The organism is Vibrio sp. 2CM40D (assembly GCF_023161825.1).
Taxonomy (GTDB): Bacteria; Pseudomonadota; Gammaproteobacteria; order Enterobacterales; family Vibrionaceae; genus Vibrio; species Vibrio alginolyticus.
The window spans coordinates 13,088-30,593 of sequence record NZ_JALNTL010000022.1; the positions used below are offsets into that span (position 1 = coordinate 13,088).

14 protein-coding genes are annotated in these 17,506 nt (G+C 45.5%); 9 read left to right on the plus strand and 5 right to left on the minus strand.

The genetic code is table 11. The annotated features are described in order from the left end of the window. Positions 1 to 127 precede the first annotated feature (127 nt). Together nudC and hemE are read left to right on the plus strand one after the other, a co-directional pair. Positions 128 to 910 carry an NAD(+) diphosphatase gene (nudC, locus tag MTF70_RS24020; RefSeq protein WP_025768991.1) on the plus strand — a complete coding sequence of 261 codons (783 nt, stop codon included), beginning with the start codon at positions 128 to 130 and terminating at the stop codon, positions 908 to 910. A 262-nt stretch (positions 911 to 1,172) separates the two neighbouring features. Further along, positions 1,173 to 2,240 (plus strand): uroporphyrinogen decarboxylase, encoded by a 1,068-nt coding sequence (gene hemE, locus MTF70_RS24025; RefSeq protein WP_005397282.1) that lies wholly within the window; start codon positions 1,173 to 1,175, stop codon positions 2,238 to 2,240. A gap of 241 nt (positions 2,241 to 2,481) precedes the next feature. On the opposite strand, the gene MTF70_RS24030 is transcribed toward hemE, so the two are convergent. Further along, positions 2,482 to 3,054, minus strand: a complete 573-nt coding sequence (locus tag MTF70_RS24030; RefSeq protein ID WP_005382518.1) for a uracil-DNA glycosylase family protein — start codon at positions 3,052 to 3,054, stop codon at positions 2,482 to 2,484. 2 nt (positions 3,055 to 3,056) lie between these two features. Continuing rightward, positions 3,057 to 3,980, minus strand: a complete 924-nt coding sequence (locus tag MTF70_RS24035) for a D-2-hydroxyacid dehydrogenase (protein WP_205461617.1) — start codon at positions 3,978 to 3,980, stop codon at positions 3,057 to 3,059. A gap of 66 nt (positions 3,981 to 4,046) precedes the next feature. Between MTF70_RS24035 and MTF70_RS24040 the strand changes: the two genes are divergently transcribed. Next, entirely contained in the window at positions 4,047 to 4,634 is a 588-nt protein-coding gene (locus MTF70_RS24040; RefSeq protein WP_005382520.1) for a DUF416 family protein, read from the plus strand. A 79-nt stretch (positions 4,635 to 4,713) separates the two neighbouring features. Here MTF70_RS24040 and MTF70_RS24045 read toward each other — a convergent pair whose 3' ends face one another. Then, positions 4,714 to 5,847, minus strand: a complete 1,134-nt coding sequence (locus MTF70_RS24045; protein ID WP_005382522.1) for a hemolysin family protein — start codon at positions 5,845 to 5,847, stop codon at positions 4,714 to 4,716. Positions 5,848 to 6,100: 253 nt separating this feature from the next. On the opposite strand from MTF70_RS24045, the gene hupA reads away from it, so the two are divergent. Continuing rightward, positions 6,101 to 6,373 (plus strand): nucleoid-associated protein HU-alpha, encoded by a 273-nt coding sequence (gene hupA, locus MTF70_RS24050; protein WP_005382524.1) that lies wholly within the window; start codon positions 6,101 to 6,103, stop codon positions 6,371 to 6,373. A 39-nt stretch (positions 6,374 to 6,412) separates the two neighbouring features. Further along, positions 6,413 to 7,111: a DUF1481 domain-containing protein gene (locus tag MTF70_RS24055; protein ID WP_025768990.1), complete on the plus strand. Its 699-nt coding sequence runs from the start codon at positions 6,413 to 6,415 to the stop codon at positions 7,109 to 7,111. An 83-nt stretch (positions 7,112 to 7,194) separates the two neighbouring features. Here the strand turns inward: MTF70_RS24055 and purD are convergent, their stop codons facing one another. Together purD and purH are read right to left on the minus strand one after the other, a co-directional pair. Beyond that, entirely contained in the window at positions 7,195 to 8,484 is a 1,290-nt protein-coding gene (purD, locus tag MTF70_RS24060) for a phosphoribosylamine--glycine ligase (protein ID WP_025768989.1), read from the minus strand. A gap of 194 nt (positions 8,485 to 8,678) precedes the next feature. Continuing rightward, positions 8,679 to 10,271 (minus strand): bifunctional phosphoribosylaminoimidazolecarboxamide formyltransferase/IMP cyclohydrolase, encoded by a 1,593-nt coding sequence (purH, locus tag MTF70_RS24065; RefSeq protein WP_025768988.1) that lies wholly within the window; start codon positions 10,269 to 10,271, stop codon positions 8,679 to 8,681. Between the two features lie 265 nt (positions 10,272 to 10,536). On the opposite strand from purH, the gene zntR reads away from it, so the two are divergent. The 4 genes from zntR to MTF70_RS24085 all read left to right on the plus strand — a co-directional run bounded on the left by zntR (position 10,537) and on the right by MTF70_RS24085 (position 16,955). Then, positions 10,537 to 10,935 (plus strand): Zn(2+)-responsive transcriptional regulator, encoded by a 399-nt coding sequence (gene zntR, locus MTF70_RS24070; RefSeq protein ID WP_005382529.1) that lies wholly within the window; start codon positions 10,537 to 10,539, stop codon positions 10,933 to 10,935. Between the two features lie 163 nt (positions 10,936 to 11,098). Beyond that, positions 11,099 to 12,661, plus strand: coding sequence for a lysine decarboxylation/transport transcriptional activator CadC (cadC, locus tag MTF70_RS24075; RefSeq protein ID WP_025768986.1), 1,563 nt, complete (start codon positions 11,099 to 11,101; stop codon positions 12,659 to 12,661). A gap of 697 nt (positions 12,662 to 13,358) precedes the next feature. Next, positions 13,359 to 14,702, plus strand: a complete 1,344-nt coding sequence (gene cadB / locus MTF70_RS24080; RefSeq protein WP_005434864.1) for a cadaverine/lysine antiporter — start codon at positions 13,359 to 13,361, stop codon at positions 14,700 to 14,702. A gap of 117 nt (positions 14,703 to 14,819) precedes the next feature. After that, complete coding sequence (locus MTF70_RS24085) at positions 14,820 to 16,955, plus strand: lysine decarboxylase CadA (protein WP_017635553.1); 2,136 nt, start codon at positions 14,820 to 14,822, stop codon at positions 16,953 to 16,955. Positions 16,956 to 17,506: the final 551 nt, after the last annotated feature.

Sequence of the window (17,506 nt, forward strand, 5' to 3'; positions counted from 1 at the left end):
GTTAGTAAAGTTATTACAAACTCTTGTCCTTACTAGAATTTAGAGTGCACATTTACTTAACGATAAACTCTAGTATGAAATTAGATTGCCAGTAAAATGAACGAACTTCAAGCAAAGGGATGGTGTAATGTTAAGAAAAGGTGATGTTAACCGCGCGATAAATGCATACTGGTGTGTTGTTGCAGGAAGTGAAATTTGGCTGGTGGATGGTGCTGTGCCCTTCGGGTCTGCAGAGCAGTTATCACTGCCAGTAACGAGTGCAAGACCCATTGGTGAGTATTCTGGTTCGCCCGTCATGTGGCTTAACTTGGCCGATTTAGAGCATGATCTACCTTTAGTATCCCTGCGTGACTGCCTGCATTTTCCTGAGCCATTATTTATGTTGTTAAGTAAAGCTGTGCAATATGGGCACATGACGCAAAGTTTGCGCTTTTGTCCACAGTGCGGAGGAAGAAACTTTCTTAATAATAACCAGTTAGCCATGCAGTGTGGTGAATGTCGCACCCTTCATTATCCTAGAATATTTCCGTGTATTATCGTTGCTGTACGTAAAGAAAATCAGATTTTATTAGCCCAACATCCAAGGCATCGAAATGGTATGTATACGGTTATTGCTGGCTTCTTAGAAGTCGGTGAGACATTAGAAGAGTGTGTGGCTCGAGAAATTCATGAAGAAACGGGAATTCTCGTTAAAAATATTCGTTACTTTGGCAGCCAGCCTTGGGCTTTCCCATCCAGTATGATGATGGGGTTTTTAGCTGACTATGAATCGGGAGAGTTAAGTCCAGACTACACTGAGCTGTCTGATGCACAATGGTTTGGTATCGATGAGATGCCGCCTGTTGCGCCTAAAGGAACGATTGCAAGAGCACTTATCGAACAAACGCTGAAAGATATAGACTCTAATTAACTGATAAATAGATAAAAAAAACCCTCCGAGAGGGAGGGGGTAAGTAAGATGTCGTTATGAGATGCTGAGTACTAAGTACTCAGTTTATAATTGTAGTTTTCGCTAGCGAACAAATTTTTAACACTGATACCGATTGGGTGCAAATTAAGCATTGATTTAAAAGTTAATAACTTGATCCAGGTTGCAAAGCACACAGCTATTGGACTTAAATCAGTGATAGAATACCCCCTTTCACAGAAAGCCTAACAGTTGGAATTACGGAATGACTGAATTAAAAAATGATCGTTATCTGCGTGCGCTTTTAAAAGAGCCGGTAGATTACACGCCAGTATGGATGATGCGCCAGGCAGGTCGTTACCTACCAGAATACAAAGCGACTCGTGCAGAAGCGGGTGATTTCATGTCTTTGTGTCGAAATGCAGAATTAGCATCCGAAGTGACACTTCAACCATTACGCCGTTTTCCTCTTGATGCCGCGATCTTATTCTCGGACATCTTAACGATTCCAGATGCAATGGGGCTTGGTTTGCGTTTTGCTGCGGGTGAAGGACCTGTTTTTGATAACCCAATTACATGCAAAGCCGACGTGGAAAAAATTGGTTTGCCAGATCCTGAAGGTGAACTGCAATACGTAATGAACGCAGTACGCCAGATCCGTAAAGACCTGAAGGGTGAAGTGCCGCTGATTGGTTTTTCTGGTAGTCCTTGGACTCTTGCGACGTACATGATCGAAGGTGGTAGCTCTAAAGCGTTTACCAAGATCAAGAAGATGATGTACGCGGAACCACAAACTCTGCACCTACTTCTAGATAAGCTGGCAGACAGCGTTATCGAGTACTTAAACGCGCAAATTAAAGCGGGTGCGCAATCGGTAATGGTATTTGACACATGGGGTGGAGTACTAACGCCTCGTGATTACAATCTGTTCTCACTGCAATACATGCACAAGATTGTAGATGGTCTGATTCGTGAAAACGACGGTCGTCGCGTGCCAGTCACACTGTTTACTAAGAATGGCGGCATGTGGCTTGAGCAAATCGCAGCTACGGGCTGTGATGCGGTTGGTCTAGACTGGACAATCAACATTGCTGACGCGAAAGCACGTATCGGTGATAAAGTGGCGCTGCAAGGTAATATGGACCCATCAATGCTTTACGCTTCACCAGAGCGCATCCGCGAAGAAGTAGCGGATATCCTAGAAGGATTTGGTGATACGGGGACTGGTCATGTGTTCAACCTAGGTCACGGTATCCACTTGGATGTACCGCCAGAAAACGCGGGCGTATTTGTGGATGCGGTACACGAGTTATCTAAGCCATACCACAAGTAAGTTAGATTTTTTTGAAATCAAATGCCGGCATTCAGTGCCGGTATTTTTTTGCCTAAAATTCAGCTTTTCTATCTGAGACTCAAGGCTGTACAGCTCTAGTAGTATTTGGCCTACTATGATCTAATTACTACTCTAGCTGTACACTAGACATTAAAGTTTAATATAAACAAATGCTTATGATTTCTGGTTTTATGTTCTAATTTTCTTGTACAGATAAACAAGCAATTAGATCATGGGTAACCTAAAGCATCGAGTGAACGCGTTTTTTAAGGTATGGCACGACGTCAGATTCAAACCAAGGATTCTTCTTTAACCACAATGTATTGCGTGGGGATGGGTGAGGGAGCGGGATAAAGTCCGGTTCCCAATCTTGCCATTGCTGAACAGTTTGCGTGAGCGTCTTTGGTTTGTTGGTGAGATAGTACTGCTGCGAGTACTGACCAATTAGTAGAGTGAGCTCTATATTGGGCAGTTGCTCAAGAATCTTTTTATGCCAAGTGGGCGCACATTCTTTACGAGGCGGTAAATCACCAGAGTTCCCTTTGCCTGGATAACAGAATCCCATTGGGACAATGGCAATTTTATTTGGGTCGTAGAAAACGTCTTTGTCGATATCGAGCCATTGGCGTAATCGATCACCACTTGGGTCATTCCAAGGTATCGAGGTTTTGTGTACACGTGTGCCAGGGGCCTGACCGATGATTAGGATGCGTGCCCCTTTTGCTGCTTGCACGACAGGGTTTGCACCCAAAGGTAAGTTATCCGCGCAGATCTGGCAGGCCCTCACTTGCTGCAATAGCTCGTCTAACGACATTCTTAGTAACCCTTTTCGAAATCCACTTGATAATTTAATGAAAACCCATCGCGCCAGCGTAGATAGTTGTCAGCAAAAATCTCGATGACTTGCTCGGGAAAACTCAGCGCAGCAATGTGTGGAGTGATGGTGACTTGCGGTAGTTTCCAAAATGGATGCTCTACCGACAACGGTTCTTGCTCAAACACATCTAAGAAGGCGTGTTCTACCCAACGGTTTTTCAGAGCGAAGAGCAACCCTGCCTCATCCAGTACGTCGCCACGACCTACGTTAAACAATAACGCCTGATTTAGTTGGCTGAGCGTTTGACGATTAAGTAACTGTCGCGTCTCAGGTGTACTTGGTAGAGTATTCACAACGATGTCGGCTTGCTCAAATGCCTTACTTAGTTCATTGATATGAAAGGTCTGATGAAACTCGCCGCCTGGAGTAGGGATACCTGTGCGGTTAATACCGATAGTTTTTATCCCCATTGCTTTAGCGGCGTTGCCCAGATAGCCCCCAATGCTACCGGTACCAAGAATTACCATGGTTTTACTTTTTAATGACGTGTACAGGTGAGGCTGCCATTGTTTGTTTTGTTGCTGCTGGTGGTATTGGGCAAAGTGGCGGTAATGGGCAATACTGTAACCCAAAACATATTCAGCAATCAGTGGACCAAAGATGCCTCGAACGTTAGTTAGAGTATAGTCCTGACGAAGGCTAGGGGATGTTAAGGCGTTGACACCAGCAAACGTGGATTGCACCCATTCAAGCTGTGAAAATTCGTCTAAGCTTTGTGATAGTAAGGGTGGATCCGCTAGTACGATCTGAGCGGCTTCTGGTTGGTCGGTGAGACAAAGATCGGGCAGATTTTTCTCTGCCAGTAACGTTTTGTAGGTGTCGCGATGCTCTGAGAGCAGGAAAATCTGATTTGAATGCGGCATTAACTTTTTTCCCTGTGATGAATCAAGTACACTTTCGCTGTTTTTTTCTTCAATGATTGAGTGACTATGCTTAAGAATCCTCTTCAGGTTCGTTTAGAAAAACTAGAACCTTGGCAACAAATTACCTTTATGGCGTGTCTGTGTGAACGCATGTATCCAAACTATGCGATGTTTTGTGAGAATACAGAATTTGCTGACCCGCGTGCTTACCGAGCGATTCTTGATAGTGTATGGGAAATTTTGACAGTTAAGAACGCGAAAATTAACTTCGAACGTCAATTGGAGAAGTTAGAAGAGTTGTTCCCAAGTGCGGATGAGTTCGATTTTTACGGCGTTTACCCAGCGATGGACGCGTGTCAGGGTTTGTCTACGTTACTGCATGGTCTATTGGACCGCGACTACCTTTTCGATTCAATGCTTAAAGTGAGTCAACAGTCGGTACAAACCGTTGCTGATCTAGAGCAAGCACAAGGCGCAGAGCCAATCACTAACGACAACCAGAAAGAAAACGAAGCCGTATGTGAAGAGTGGGACGTCCAGTGGGCTATCTTCCGTCCGCTGCGTGAAGCGGTAGAACGTGACATCAGCTTGATTAAAGATTTGCGTGAAGAGCTACGTGAAGAAGGTGTGAGCAACATCGGTATTGCACTTTAATCGTTGAATAAATAGAAAAAGGCATCCTAACTGGATGCCTTTTTTGTTTGTGCGTTTAAGCTGTTATACCTAATGCTGATTACGATTCTTTCGAGTCGGGTTTCGGTGGCTCTTGAGCTTCTGGCTCTTTATCCTGCTTCTCCGGCTCATTATCTTCTTCATCGTCATCGCGGCTTTCGATTACGCCGTGCATTTCTTTCCAGCTTTCCCAGCGTTGGTAAGCCAGCTCCTGCATGTCAGTGCTTTTATCTGCTTCGTCGATGATCTCCTCGCCTACGAGGTGTTCAAAAATATCTTCCAACGTTACCAAACCTAGCACGGTACCGTATTCATCAACAACAAGTGCCAGCTGTAAGCGATGAGTCATCATCTGGTCGAATACTTTAGGTAAAGTGGTATTGTTTAGCACCACTTGAATTGGGCGCATGATTGCTCCCAACTGTTTCTGTCCACAACCTGATTGTTGTAGTTTGAACAACTCAAGGCGATGCACAAAACCAATGATGTTATCTTTCTGCTCGCTGTAAACCAATGGGCGTGAGAAAGGCGTATCTTTGTGTTTTTCTAGGAACTCATTGATGGTCATTGTGGCATCGACACGGAATACTACTGGTCGTGGCGTCATAACCTGCGTTACGGGTACATCTTGGATGCCAAGCAAGTTGCTTAAGATTTTTGATTCACCCTCGGCAAACTCACCGCTTTCACGTGCCAGAATCGCCATTGCAGACAGCTCATCACGCATCTTTGGAGCTTCGTGGTTACGAGCAAGACGCTTGGTGATTTGCTCTGAGAACCAAACAAAGGGTGTAAGCGCCCATACCATCCAACGCAATGCGACCGCGGCAGTGGGTGCCAACTGACGCCAGTAGGTCGCGCCAATCGTCTTCGGTACGATTTCTGAAAGCACTAAGATCGCCAATGTCAGCACTGCCGAAAAGATACCTAATGCTTCGCTACCAAATACAACCGCAGCCTGTGCACCAGCAGTGGCCGCGCCGATAGTGTGAGCGATGGTGTTTAAAGTCAGAATAGATGCCAGTGGTCGGTCGATATCTGATTTCAGCTTAGCCAATTGCCCAGCTGCGGGATGCCCCTGTTGATTGAGCTGCGCAATGTAGCTCGGACTGATACTCAGCAGTACCGCCTCCAGCACCGAGCAGATAAACGAAATGCCGATTGCAATAGAGATATAAATGGATAACAGCAGCATAGTTGCCCTTGAATGTAGTTTGATAGTGGTTATTTGCAGCTATTATAACCGCAAAAGTGACTTATAAATTGGTCCAAATACCTTGGAAAGCAAGGGTTTTCAGGGGGTATGTGGTAACAAATTGTGAGTTATTACTCATATTATGGCTAAAAGTACGTCAGAAAATCGAAAGATCGCTTACAAACCTTTGCCAGATGGGGCATTTATGTTTTAGAGTGAGACGAATTCGATAACCTATGAGAAGGGAAACCTAATGAACAAGACCCAATTAATCGACTTTATCGCAGAGAAAGCAGACCTATCAAAAGCACAAGCAAAAGCTGCTCTTGAAGCGACTCTTGATGGTGTAACTGGCGCACTTAAAGAGGGTGACCAAGTTCAACTAATTGGTTTTGGTACATTCAAAGTAAACCACCGCGCTGCACGTACTGGTCGTAACCCTAAGACTGGTGACGAGATTCAAATCGCAGCAGCTAACGTACCAGCATTCGTAGCAGGTAAAGCGCTGAAAGAATCAGTAAACTAAGTTAGAATGCACCGAGGTATCCTGCCTCGGTGCAATTTCATGAAAAAACATCTACTCACTTCACTTCTCCTATCTAGCCTTACCCTTTTTGGCTGTTCATCGGTTGAAACGCCTAATTTAGAACAATTCACGCATTTTTCTGGTGGTAAAGTTGCGGGAGATGCTAGCAGCTTGTACTGGATGACAGAGAAACTCACTCGTGTGAGTACGGCGGCTGATTATGTGACTATGGGGGACAATGGTTGGTTCCAGAGTGATTATCGCTGGGATGAAGGTGAGTTGCGAGAGTTGATTCGAAAAGGCGAGCAAGTTGATACCAAACAAGAGTTGGTGCCTTTTCAAATCCACATCCGTTTCAATAAAGATGGCGAAGCGGTTTACCAACAATATCGTGTTAACCGTAAAGTCTTACCACTCCAGCATGACCAATTAGAGCGCTACAAAGCAGAAGCGAATGACGTAGTGGCATCGGTTAAGGCGCAGTCTCGTAACAATCAGAGCCTTATTCAAGGTTATTGGAATGGTCAATCGTTTGAAACCTGCAAAGGTAAGGTGTTCTCGACACTCGAGTTTAATCAGACGCTGCCAAAATTTATTATCGAGCGTCTCTCATCGGTAGACAGTTATGTGGCTTTTGTCGGCAAGCAGTCACGAAACAAAGCAATGGTCGATGAACTGTTGATGCTCAATGACGATGACTTTGATTGTGTTTCTCGGCCAACGTTGATCTCTGAATAAACATTGCTTCGAACTCTCTCGAACAAGAACAATAAAAAAGGCGCTGAGTGCGCCTTTTGTTTTTTAGCCAACTTATGTTGTTTTTATTTTTCTTGCTCACGTGCAATTGCACGGTAGCCGATGTCGTTGCGATGGAACATGCCATCCCAACGGATCTGTTTTGCAAGCTCGTAAGCACGCTGCTGCGCTTCTGATACGCTGTTGCCAAGTGCGGTTGCACAAAGAACACGACCACCGTTTGTCACGATGTCGCCATCTTTGTTATCTGTACCAGCATGGAAGACTTTTTCGCCTTCAATTTCAACTTGTGGCAGACCCGAAATAACGTCGCCTTTGTTGTACGCTGCTGGGTAACCACCGGCTGCTAGCACGATACCAATCGATGCTCGTGGATCCCACTTCGATTCCGCTTGATCTAGCTTCTCGTCGATTGCCGCTAGGCACAGATCAACAAGATCCGATTCCATGCGCATCATGATAGGTTGTGTCTCTGGATCACCGAAGCGGCAGTTGTACTCGATTACTTTCGGAGTGCCGTCTTTGTCGATCATAAGACCCGCGTATAGGAAACCAGTGTAAGGGTTACCTTCAGATGCCATGCCACGTACTGTTGGGTAAATCACTTCTTCCATGATGCGGTTGTGGATTTCCTGTGTTACCACTGGAGCTGGAGAGTATGCTCCCATGCCACCGGTGTTAGGACCCGTATCTTTGTCGCCTACGCGTTTGTGGTCTTGGCTGGTGGCCATTGGCAGAACGTTCTCACCATCCACCATCACGATGAAGCTTGCTTCTTCACCATCTAGGAACTCTTCGATAACGACACGACTACCAGCATCACCAAATGCGTTGCCTGCTAGCATGTCTTTGATTGCGTCTTCGGCTTCTTCTAGCGTCATTGCCACAATCACGCCTTTACCAGCCGCAAGGCCGTCGGCTTTCACCACAATCGGCGCACCTTGCTCACGCACGTAAGCAAGCGCTGGTCCAATTTCTGTGAAGTTTGCGTAGGCACCGGTTGGGATTTGGTGACGAGCAAGGAAGTCTTTAGTAAACGCTTTAGAGCCTTCAAGCTGCGCTGCGGCTTGGGTAGGACCAAAGATTGGTAAGCCCGCTTCGCGGAACGCATCCACCACACCAATAACCAGCGGTGCTTCTGGGCCAACGATAGTCAGTTCAATCGCCTTCTCTTTGGCGAAAGCAACAAGGCCAGCGATGTCTTCTACATCGATGTTTACGTTCTCTAGTTTTGGCTCTAGTGCTGTACCTGCGTTGCCTGGAGCAACGAAGATAGTCTCAACATTTGGGTTTTGTGCCGCTTTCCAACCTAGCGCATGTTCACGACCGCCTGAACCAATGATTAAAACTCGCATATGAAAATCCTTAATCTTATAAATACCGTTTGCTCAAACTCAGATATTTCGCAAAGACCTGAGTATGGCCTCTCTAATTCAGTGGGACGAGGACAAGGCGACAAGTGAACTTATTCCTATGAGCATAGTATGCTATGTGATTAGGATAAGTGAACGCCGTCAACGCAGTTATCGTCCCAGTGAAGACGAGAGGATTAGTGGCGGAAGTGACGCATACCGGTAAAGATCATCGCCATGCCGTGTTCGTCTGCCGCTGCGATAACTTCGTCATCACGCATAGAACCACCTGGTTGGATCACACACTTGATGCCCGCTTCTGCAGCCGCGTCGATACCGTCACGGAATGGGAAGAATGCATCTGATGCCATTACACAACCTTCAACCTGTAGACCTTCGTCTGCAGCTTTGATGCCTGCGATTTTCGCAGAGTAAACGCGGCTCATTTGGCCAGCACCTACACCGATAGTCATGTCGCCTTTCGAGTAAACGATTGCGTTAGATTTCACGTATTTCGCTACTTTCCAGCAGAACAGTGCATCTTTCAGCTCTTCTTCTGTTGGCTGGCGCTTAGAAACCACTTTTAGATCGTCTAGGCTCACCATACCTTGGTCTCGGTCTTGAACCAGTAGACCGCCATTCACGCGTTTCACGTCAAAGCCAGTTGTCTTCGTTGTCCATTCGCCACATTCAAGTAGACGCACGTTCTTCTTCGCTGCAACCACTTCAATCGCTTCAGAAGAAACAGAAGGAGCGATGATGACCTCAACGAATTGACGTTCAACAATAGCGGTTGCTGTTTCAGCATCTAGCTCTTGGTTGAATGCAATGATGCCGCCGAATGCAGATGTTGGGTCAGTTTGGTAAGCGCGGTTGTACGCTTCTAGGATGTCTTTACCTAGAGCAACACCGCATGGGTTTGCGTGTTTTACGATTACACATGCTGGCTCGTTGAACTCTTTCACACACTCAAGTGCGGCGTCCGTGTCTGCGATGTTGTTGTAAGAAAGGGCTTTACCTTGGATTTGGCGAGCAGTAGAAACGGATGCTTCTTGTGGGTTTGCTTCAACGTAGAATGCGGCTGCTTGGTGGCTGTTCTCACCGTAGCGCATGTCTTGCTTCTTCTCGAACTGTTGGTTGAACGTACGAGGGAATTTGCTCTCTTCATCACCTTCTTTGTTCTCACCGTAAGATGGAACCATAGTGCCGAAGTAGTTTGCGATCATGCCGTCGTAAGATGCTGTGTGCTCGAATGCTGCGATAGCTAGGTCGAAACGAGTTTCGAGAGTGAGAGATTTGTCGTTTGCGTCCATCTCTGTAATTACGCGGCCGTAATCACCTGCATTAACAACGATAGTCACGTCTTTGTGGTTTTTCGCTGCAGAACGAACCATTGTTGGGCCGCCGATATCGATGTTTTCAACCGCGTCGGCTAGTGTACAGCCTTCTTTGGCAACGGTTTCTGCGAATGGGTATAGGTTTACGACAACCATATCGATAGGGTTTATGCCGTGCTTTTCCATCACGTCATCATCTTGGCCACGACGACCAAGCACACCACCGTGAACTTTTGGGTGAAGCGTTTTAACGCGGCCGTCCATCATTTCTGGGAAACCAGTGTAGTCAGAGACTTCGGTTACGGCGATGCCTTGTTCGGCAAGTAGGCGAGCTGTACCACCAGTAGATAGGATATCGACACCGCGCTCAGCAAGAGCTTGCGCAAACTCAACAATACCTGTTTTGTCTGATACGCTGATAAGCGCACGGCGAATAGGACGAGCGTTATTCATGCTTCCATTTTCCTCAAATTCACGGAGTTAAAGATGTTTGCCAAAAATGAACTTGTTTTTACCTCTTGGGGTAAAATATTGGCCAGTTTTGGTAAAGACCTTTGCAGGGTGTTTTCTGGTTGGAAAACAGTCTCCACGTTTGATGGCGCGTATTCTAACCAATTTATTACAAAAAAGCTCGCGCAATCGTTTGGCATCTCAAAAATAATTGCAAAAAAGTCGTTCTTTAGCTTTATAAGTAACGAGATAGTTAATAGGGGAAGTTATGTTTCAGATAGGTGAACTGGCAAAACGTTGTGGTGTGACTGCCGATACATTGCGTTTCTACGAGAAAAACGCGCTAATAAAACCCGCAGGGCGAAGTGAGTCAGGCTACCGCTTGTATGATGAAGAGAATCAAAAGCAGGTGCACTTTATCCTCAAAGGTAAAGATCTTGGCTTGAGTCTGGATGAAATTAAAGACCTGTTAGAAATTAAGTTAGAAGCGACAGAACACAGCTGTGCAGAGGTAAAAGCCATTACTTCTGCTAAGTTAGAGCTGATTGATGGGAAAATTAACGAGCTGACGAAAATTCGCCGAGCGTTAAAGAAGATTAATGATGCTTGTTGTGGTCATACAGACGATGACGCCACACATTGCTCTATCCTTGCCGCACTTGAGTAGTCTCATTCTTGCATCACTTAACTTAAGTTTGCATTTTTGGCGACTTGCTTTTCTAGGTACACGCTGCTTTCCCACCTATAATCTTGCCTTTAGTTACTTGTAGGAATCGACCATTGCCTGATTCCTACCGTAACGCTGTCTGTAGATACGAGAGTTTTCATACATGGTTGGAGTCTATTTTCAAATCAATGACTGGGTTTTGAGCGTTGATGAAAATAAGCTGTATCGACAAGATAGGGAAGTTACTGTTGAGCCACGCTTAATTAATCTTTTGCACTTCTTAGCGGAGCATGCGAATGAGGTGTTCAACCGCGAGGAATTGATTCAGTACGTTTGGGCTGGAGCGATTGTGACCGATCAAGTGGTGACTCAATCCATCTTTGAGTTGCGTAAGCTACTACGTGACGGTCGAGAGGAAAATACCAACTACGTTATCACGGTGCCCAAGCGTGGCTATAAGCTGGTAGCGAACGTGGTTGCTATGACGCATGAAGAGTTTGTCACAAGTCGGCAAAATGAAGAGATCCCACCTTCGGTTGAAGAATCGGAAGAGGATTGTCTACCTATAGCACCAGCCGTTACCTTTCCTGCCGGTCCTCTAACTCGCGCGGTCTGCGAGATGTCAAAAGAGAAAAAAGCCCCTCAGAGCAAAAACAAAATCAGTCCTTGGCGATTGGGAATTATGAACTTCATCTGGATCAGTATGTTGGTCGTAGTGATGGGCGTGTTTACCTACAAGCAATCGGAAGTGCGTATTACCCAAGCCATCGATACCCATCTGATTGAGTTCAAGTTTCAAGATAATTTTACGAATGAAGGATTAAGCTACGATTTGGCAGACGGATTCGCCCAAAAGTTGATGTCCGACATTGCTCAAGTCAGTGATTACCGAGTCATGCTAAAGAAGGCGTCGTTTACTTCTGGCATTGTACCTGGTAAATCGGTTGTGGTGAGAGTTCGTGAGAATGACGGTGGCAGCTTTTTAGAGGTGGAATATCGCAATAACTCATCTGAAAAAGTGTTGTTTAGTCGTCAATACGCGTTAACCAGTAGTCATTTAAAGACAGTGCTTCAACAAGCGTCGTTGGATTTGATGCAAGTGCTGAAAGTGTCGGATGCCAAATTGAAATCTACGATGCTGGTGGCGGGAATGCCAATGAATCCCGACGCGTTGGAGTTGTTTGTTCAGGCTAACCATTACCTTAATGTCTCTGATACTAAACAATTCCGCCAAGGTATCGACTTGATGGAAAACATTTTAGAAATCGAGCCGGATAATGCTTACGTTCAAGCTGAGTTGTTGATTGCTTACCATGTACAAAAGGCACTTGATTTCTCACACGAGTTGAAGAAAGGGCGAATGCAGCAGCTCAGTGAAGCACTAGAGACTAATGTGAAAATGATGGTGGGGCCAATTCAACCGCGAATTTACGAAGCTTTAGCACTGCACGAAACCATCATTGGTGACATGGCGTTAGCCAAGCGGCATCTCGGACAGGCATTGAGGTTACGTGATTCAGTGCTTTCCTATGTGATTCGCGGTAAGCACGCCGAATTGGATGGTGATCTGGATTTAGCCAGTGAGTCTTACAGTGAAGCTTTCTATATTGATACGTCGGTTGAGACGTACCTGCTGTGCGAAAACTTGGTCTTCCCAAGTAACATGAAGGCGATTGATTACGCCATGTATCGCGCCGTTCACCCTTCTGTCGTTCGAATGCTTTAATTCTCTCGGACTCAACGTCAGCCTAATGCTAGCCCCTCATTTCGATGAGGGGCTTTTTTGTCGCTGTCGAAAAGTGAAAAGGGTGGGGCGGTGGGGCAATGACTTACGAAGGAGCTAACAACGCAAGCTTGCAACGGGAATGCATACCCGCTTTGCTTCTCTATCTCTATCTCTATCTCTATCTCTATCTCTATCTCTATCTCTATCTCTATCTCTATCTCTATTGATTGTATGAAGTGTCTGGATGAGTTATGTGGCGAGAATGATTTTGGTGCCTTCTTGCATGCGAGATGAATATTGACTTGGGTCAAGAAGCGCGATCAGGGAGAGATTTATGGAATCAACACTTCAGGGAATTAACCCTTCGGGATGGGGAAGTTGATAGAGGTTGATAACTTTTATCGCGATGACCAACGAGTTGATGAGAGTTTATCTATCGGTAGAAGGTTTGATGTTTTTCTTGTAACTGTATGAATAATATAGTTTTATTTTTTTGTGTTTATCATGTTTATCTCAACTTGATGTTGATGAACTAATCATTTTATTGATAACCCCAAGTTTATTTTTTTCTCAGTTTTTGGGCGTAGTCTTCACTTCGAAATTTAGCGAGGTCGAGCAGGTTCTTCCTCATAGCATCTCGCTAATTACCATTCAGTTTGAGTCATGTTGACTCGAGTAGAATAGATTTGGAGATGTTATGTCATCGAATGCGAAAAAAATCGGCCTTATTGCCTGTACGGGTGTCGTAGCCGGTAACATGATGGGTAGTGGTATTGCACTATTACCTTCTAGTCTTGCCTCTGTAGGCTCTGTTTCAATCTTCAGTTGGCTGATCTGTTTGGTCGGTGCACTGAGTCTGGCGTTCGTTTACGCTCGTCTGGCAACCAAAAACCCACAAGAAGGTGGTCCTATCGCTTATGCTGGCGAAGTGTCTCCGGTATTTGGTTTCCAAACGGGCGTTCTTTATTACCACGCGAACTGGATTGGTAACCTGGCTATTGCCATTACAGGTGTTTCTTACCTTTCAGTATTCTTCCCTGTGCTTAATAACCCAATCCCAGCAGGTATTGCGACGATTGCATCGGTATGGATCTTCACTTTCGTCAACCTACTTGGTGGTAGCTGGGTAAGCCGTCTATGTACGCTTGGTCTAGTTCTTATCCTTATCCCAGTTGTTGGTACAGCTGCATTTGGTTGGACGCACTTCGATACTGCGCTTTACAGCCAAAACTGGAACGTATCAGCAGGCACTGACAGCCACGCGGTAGTAACAGCGGTTCTTATCTGTCTATGGTCATTCGTAGGTGTGGAATCAGCAGCGGTATCGACTGGTATGGTAGAAAACCCTAAACGTACTGTACCACTAGCAACTATGTTGGGTACTGGTATCGCAGGTGTGATTTACATCCTATCAACTCAAATGATCAGCGGTATGTTCCCAGCGTCAGAAGTTGCGGCATCAGGTGCGCCATTTGCACTAGCAACCACTGAGCTATTCGGTAGCTGGACAGCACCATTCGTATCAGCATTCACAGCGCTAGCATGTTTCACTTCGCTAGGTTCTTGGATGATGCTAGTAGGTGAAGCAGGTAAACGCGCAGCAAACGACGGCAACTTCCCTAAAATCTACGGCGAAACTGACAAAAACGGTGTACCTAAGAAAGGTCTAATCCTTGCGTCAATCAAGATGACTGCACTGATGGTTGTACTGATGTTCTTCAGCTCTAAAACAGCGCACGCATCAGACCTGTTCAACCAACTAACGACTGACGCAGTTCTACTAACGATGCTGCCTTACTTCTACTCAAGCATTAACTTGATTCGCTTCGAAGGTATGACAACACGCAACGGCTTCGTAATGCTGTTCTCTGGTGTGGCTTGTCTGTTCTGCTTCATCGCACTAGCAGGTGCAGAGGGCGGTACGCTAACAGCAACCTTCATCGTTTCTCTAGTTATCTTGATGTTCTACAGCAAAAAAGCAGGTCTTGCTCAGTACGTGAAAATGCACGCTGACGACATGCCTGCCCAAGCAAGCAACTAATCCCCAAAACGCTGGCACTACGGTGCCAGCCCATAAAACCCAAATTCACGCGGCGCTCACCTTACTCATTGCCTGTAAATGGCAAAGAGCGCCCTCATTCGCCTTGGAGATGTCCAAATGAATATATTCGCTATCTTGAACCACATGGGTGTGTTCTTTAAAGAAGAGCCAGTTCGTCAACTTCACGCTGCTCTTGAGAAAGCGGGCTACGAAGTGGTTTACCCAGTAGATGATAAAGACTTGATCAAAATGATTGAGATGAACCCACGCATTTGCGGTGTGCTGTTCGACTGGGATAAATACTCACTAGAGCTATGTGAACGTATCAGCCAAATCAACGAAAAACTGCCTGTTCACGCATTTGCTAACGAACAGTCTACTCTAGACATTTCACTAACAGACCTACGTCTAAACGTGAGCTTCTTCGAGTACGCTTTAGGTATGGCTGACGACATCGCTATCAAAATCAACCAAGCGACTGAGGCATACAAAGATGCCATCATGCCTCCATTCACTAAAGCGCTATTCAAATACGTAGAAGAAGGTAAATACACCTTCTGTACTCCAGGTCACATGGGCGGTACTGCATTCCAGAAAAGCCCTGCTGGTAGCATCTTCTACGATTTTTACGGTCCAAACACATTTAAAGCGGACGTATCAATCTCAATGCCTGAGCTAGGTTCTCTACTAGACCACTCAGGTCCACATAAAGATGCAGAAGAATACATCGCACGTACATTCAATGCAGACAGCTCGTACATCGTAACTAACGGTACGTCTACATCGAACAAAATCGTTGGTATGTACTCAGCACCTGCGGGCAGCACAGTACTGATTGACCGTAACTGTCACAAATCTCTGACTCACCTAATGATGATGAGCGACGTGACACCAATCTACTTCCGCCCAACTCGTAACGCATACGGCATCCTTGGTGGTATCCCACAAAGCGAATTCAGCCGCGATGTAATCGCAGAGAAAGTGGCGAAAACACCAGGTGCAACAGCACCAACTTACGCAGTAGTGACTAACTCAACTTACGATGGTCTGTTGTACAACACGCAATTCATCAAAGAGTCGCTAGATTGTAAACACATCCACTTCGACAGTGCTTGGGTGCCTTACACTAACTTCAACCCAATTTACGAAGGTAAATGTGGTATGAGTGGTGAAGCGATGCCAGGCAAAGTGTTCTACGAAACACAATCAACACACAAACTGTTGGCAGCGTTCTCACAAGCTTCAATGATTCACGTGAAAGGCGACTTTGATAAAGAATCTTTCAACGAAGCATTCATGATGCACACTTCAACTTCACCTCAGTACGGCATTGTTGCTTCTACTGAAACTGCAGCGGCAATGATGCGCGGCAACACTGGTAAGAAGTTGATGCAAGACTCTATCGATCGCGCAATCCGCTTCCGTAAAGAGATCAAACGCCTAGAAGCAGAAAGCGACAGCTGGTTCTTCGATGTATGGCAACCAGAAAACATCGATACCACAGAATGTTGGAAACTAGACCCTAGCGACACATGGCACGGCTTCAAGAACATGGATGACAACCACATGTATCTTGATCCAATCAAAGTAACGCTACTGACTCCAGGGATGAATAAAGAAGGCGAACTAGAAGAATCAGGTATTCCTGCTTCGCTGGTGGCTAAATTCCTAGACGAGCGCGGCATCGTGGTAGAGAAAACAGGTCCATACAACTTGTTGTTCCTATTCTCTATCGGTATCGACAAATCAAAAGCAATGCAATTGCTACGCGGTCTAACTGAATTTAAACGTGGCTACGACTTGAACCTAACCATCAAGAGCTTCCTACCTTCGCTATACAACGAAGACCCAAGCTTCTATGAAGGCATGCGCGTTCAAGAACTAGCACAAGCAATTCATGACCTAACTAAGAAATACAACCTACCAGAGCTAATGTACAAAGCGTTCGATGTACTTCCAGAAATGAAAGTAACACCACACGCAGCATGGCAAGAAGAGCTTCGCGGTAACATCGAAGAAATCAAACTGGAAGAAATGGTTGGCCGCGTAAGTGCGAACATGATCCTTCCTTACCCTCCAGGTGTGCCACTAGTACTTCCTGGTGAAATGGTGACTCAAGAGTCTCGCCCTGTGCTGGACTTCCTAGAGATGCTTTGTGAGATCGGTGCGCATTACCCAGGTTTCGAAACCGACATCCACGGTCTATACCAACAAAAAGATGGTAGTTACACCGTAAAAGTATTGAAGAACTAAGTTCCTCTCGAAGATGACGTCATTGGGAATGCAAGCATGCTCCACTCTTACGAGCTCAATGCGTCATCGAACAATAACGACATTTAGATATACCCCTAACTAATCTGTCGTAAAGAGAAGGGCAAGGATGCTCTGATCTTTTCTTCTATATATAGAAGAAACACTTTTCCAAGACTTCACCTGAAGTACCCCAAATAAAAAGCAAAGACCAAAAGAGCAGTTCGTCATCGTTCTGCTCTTTTTTTTCATCTTTATATAGGTAGAAAGAGAAAAAGAACCAAGAGAGATAAGATCAGTAACCGAAATCACAAAGAAATAGGCGATCTTTTAATGCGGAAGTCAGGCATTTCTTCATGAAAAGATCCTCTACAACCCGAAATATTAGACAAGATCGTTGAGTATCTATGCAGAATGCTTGTTATTTGTTCGGTTGAAAGTTTTTTTGCAAAAAACGCTTGTGCTAATTTCTCAACCCCCTATACTGCGCATCCACCGACACGGAGTGAGACGAAAGTCACACAGCGAGTCGGGAAGAGAGAAAAAAGAATTTG

Bases quoted from the DNA above. Each gene is read 5' to 3' on its own strand.
- nudC (WP_025768991.1), top strand. From the start codon at position 128: ATGTTAAGAAAAGGTGATGTTAACCGCGCGATAAATGCATACTGGTGT.
- hemE (WP_005397282.1), top strand. From the start codon at position 1,173: ATGACTGAATTAAAAAATGATCGTTATCTGCGTGCGCTTTTAAAAGAG.
- MTF70_RS24030 (WP_005382518.1), bottom strand. From the start codon at position 3,054: ATGTCGTTAGACGAGCTATTGCAGCAAGTGAGGGCCTGCCAGATCTGC.
- MTF70_RS24035 (WP_205461617.1), bottom strand. From the start codon at position 3,980: ATGCCGCATTCAAATCAGATTTTCCTGCTCTCAGAGCATCGCGACACC.
- MTF70_RS24040 (WP_005382520.1), top strand. From the start codon at position 4,047: ATGCTTAAGAATCCTCTTCAGGTTCGTTTAGAAAAACTAGAACCTTGG.
- MTF70_RS24045 (WP_005382522.1), bottom strand. From the start codon at position 5,847: ATGCTGCTGTTATCCATTTATATCTCTATTGCAATCGGCATTTCGTTT.
- hupA (WP_005382524.1), top strand. From the start codon at position 6,101: ATGAACAAGACCCAATTAATCGACTTTATCGCAGAGAAAGCAGACCTA.
- MTF70_RS24055 (WP_025768990.1), top strand. From the start codon at position 6,413: ATGAAAAAACATCTACTCACTTCACTTCTCCTATCTAGCCTTACCCTT.
- purD (WP_025768989.1), bottom strand. From the start codon at position 8,484: ATGCGAGTTTTAATCATTGGTTCAGGCGGTCGTGAACATGCGCTAGGT.
- purH (WP_025768988.1), bottom strand. From the start codon at position 10,271: ATGAATAACGCTCGTCCTATTCGCCGTGCGCTTATCAGCGTATCAGAC.
- zntR (WP_005382529.1), top strand. From the start codon at position 10,537: ATGTTTCAGATAGGTGAACTGGCAAAACGTTGTGGTGTGACTGCCGAT.
- cadC (WP_025768986.1), top strand. From the start codon at position 11,099: ATGGTTGGAGTCTATTTTCAAATCAATGACTGGGTTTTGAGCGTTGAT.
- cadB (WP_005434864.1), top strand. From the start codon at position 13,359: ATGTCATCGAATGCGAAAAAAATCGGCCTTATTGCCTGTACGGGTGTC.
- MTF70_RS24085 (WP_017635553.1), top strand. From the start codon at position 14,820: ATGAATATATTCGCTATCTTGAACCACATGGGTGTGTTCTTTAAAGAA.